This window comes from Clavibacter sp. MX14-G9D (genome assembly GCF_032917815.1).
In the GTDB taxonomy this organism is placed as follows: domain Bacteria; phylum Actinomycetota; class Actinomycetes; order Actinomycetales; family Microbacteriaceae; genus Clavibacter; species Clavibacter michiganensis_K.
The window spans coordinates 1-2478 of sequence record NZ_JAVCVL010000301.1; the positions used below are offsets into that span (position 1 = coordinate 1).

Below are 2478 nucleotides of genomic sequence, written 5' to 3' on the forward strand. Positions count from 1 at the left end.
CGCGGGCGGAAGGTCCGCGGGCGCTCCGGTGACGACGTCCGCCCCGAGCCGGCGCACGGCGGCCTCCACGCGGGCGACGTCGAGGAGCGCGCGCTCGGCCGCGGCGGCGCGGTACACGGCCGTGCGGCCGGTGCGGTCGGCGGCGCGCTGGGCGAGGCCGGGATCCACGACCGCCGCCACCAGCACGTGGTGCGTGCGCGTGAGCTGCGGCAGGACCTGCAGCAGCGCCGTGGAGCTGCCGGGGGAGTCGATGGACGTGAGCAGCACCACGAGGGAGCGCTGCGTCACGATGCGGCGCACGAGCGCGGGGACGGCGGTCCAGTCCGTCTCGAGGAGCTCCGGGTCCACCGGGGCGAGCGCGTCGACCATGCGGGAGACGACGTCGCCGCCGGATCCCGCGCGCACCCGGGCGCGCACCCGCCGGTCGTGCGCCACCATGTCGACGCGGTCGCCGGAGCGCGTCGCGAGGGCGGCCAGCAGGAGCGACACCTCGAAGGCCGTGTCGAGCCGCGTCTCGTCCTGGATCCGCCCCGCGGCCGTGCGCCCGGTGTCGAGCACGAGCACGACGCGCCGGTCGCGCTCGGGCCGCCAGGTGCGGACGACCACGTCCTGCCGCCGGGCGGTCGCGCGCCAGTCGATGGAGCGCACGTCGTCGCCGCGCACGTAGTCGCGCAGGCTGTCGAACTCGGTGCCCTGCCCGCGGACCATGAGAGCGGTGCGGCCGTCGAGCTCGCGCATCCGGGCGAGCCGCGACGGGAGGTGGCGCCGGGAGCGGAACGGCGGCAGCACGCGCACGGCGCCCGGGGAGAGGAGCGTCGCCTGGCGGGCCGCGAGGCCGAGCGGGCCGGCGGAGCGGATCGTGACCCGCTCGGTGCGGCGCTCGCCGCGGCGCGTGGGGGTGAGCGCGAGGCGGATCGCCCGGCGCTCGCCGGCCGGGATCCGCACGCGGTCGCGCGTGGAGGAGGCCCCGGCGGAGGGCTGCCAGGCATCGCGCACGACGGCGCGGAGCGTCCGGGACCCGCGGTTCGTGACGAGCAGGAGGCTCTCGCCGGTCTCGTCGAGGCGGATCCGCGCGGGCAGGCTCCGCTCGAGCGCCACCCGGCGGGGGCTCGCGGCGAGGGCCAGGTCGAGCCCCACGAGCAGCGCGACCAGGAGGATCCAGCTGGCGAGCAGCGCGTAGGCCGCGTCCGACCCGTCGCCGAGCGCGACGAGCGGCACGAGCCCCAGGAGGAGCAGCGCGACGGTGCGGCCGGTGAGGGCCATCTAGCGCAGCGCCATCTAGATCGGCACCTGCACCTGCGACATGACCCCGCGGAGCACGGCGTCGACGGAGACGCCCTCGAGCTCCGCCTCGGGGCGGAGCGCGATGCGGTGGCGGAGCACGGGCAGCACCATCTCCTGCACGTGGTCGGGCGTCACGGCCTCGAAGCCGCTCAGCCAGGCCCAGGCGCGGCTCGCGGCCAGGAGGCTCGTGGACCCGCGCGGCGACACCCCGAGCTGCACCGACGGCGACCGGCGGGTGGCGCGCGCGAGGTCGACCATGTACGCGAGGACGTCGGCGCCCGCGCGCACCTCGCGCACCGCGGCCTGCGCCCGGCGCAGCCCCTCCGCGTCGAGCACGGGAGCGACGCCCGCGGCGCGGAGGTCGCGCGGGTCGAAGCCCGTCGCGTGGCGGCGGAGCACCTCCACCTCGGCATCGCGCTCGGGCAGGTCGAGGACGAGCTTCAGGAGGAAGCGGTCGAGCTGCGCCTCGGGCAGCGTGTAGGTGCCCTCGTACTCGACCGGGTTCTGCGTGGCGGCCACGAGGAACGGGTCCGGCAGCGGGTGGCTCTCCCCGTCGACCGTGACCTGCCGCTCCTCCATGGCCTCGAGCAGCGCCGACTGGGTCTTCGGCGGCGTGCGGTTGATCTCGTCGGCCAGCAGGATGCTGGTGAACACGGGGCCCCGGCGGAACGAGAACGCCCCCTCGCGGGAGTCGTAGACGAGCGACCCGGTGATGTCGCCCGGCATGAGGTCGGGCGTGAACTGCACGCGCGCCGTGTCGAGGGCGAGGGCCTGGCTGAGCGACCGGACGAGCAGCGTCTTGGCGACGCCGGGGACGCCCTCGAGGAGCACGTGGCCGCGGGCGAGGAGGGCGATGATCATGCCGGTCACGGCGCCGTCCTGGCCGACCACCGCCTTCCCGACCTCGGTCCGGACGGCGAGCAGGCTGGTGCGGAGGTCGTCGGTCATGGGTCCATTCTCCTAGGCGGGGTCCACGGTGCGGGCGACCCGGCGCCCGAGGGCGGCGAGGCGCCCGGCGAGGTCGACGAGGTCCCGGTCGGTGCGGGGGCGGGTGTCGAGGAGCAGGGCGCGGATCCCCGCCGGGTCCTCGCCGAGGGCGGCGGCGGAGGCGGCGGCCACCTCGTCGACGGTCGCGAGCCGCCCGAGCGCGAGCGTCGTCGCGAGCCGGTCGACCGTGCCGACGCGGAGCGCGTC

Annotated in this window: 2 protein-coding genes and 1 pseudogene; all 3 read right to left on the reverse strand. The window is 77.0% G+C overall.

Going from position 1 to position 2478, the window contains the following annotated elements; translation table 11 throughout:
* A partial coding sequence (locus Q6969_RS14945) for a DUF58 domain-containing protein (RefSeq protein ID WP_317231150.1) occupies positions 1-1263 on the reverse strand: 1263 nt, incomplete at its 3' end.
* A 15-nt stretch (positions 1264-1278) separates the two neighbouring features.
* Entirely contained in the window at positions 1279-2232 is a 954-nt protein-coding gene (locus Q6969_RS14950; RefSeq protein WP_317231151.1) for a MoxR family ATPase, read from the reverse strand.
* 12 nt (positions 2233-2244) lie between these two features.
* Positions 2245-2478, reverse strand: a pseudogene (locus tag Q6969_RS14955) (DUF4350 domain-containing protein); the annotation flags it as partial.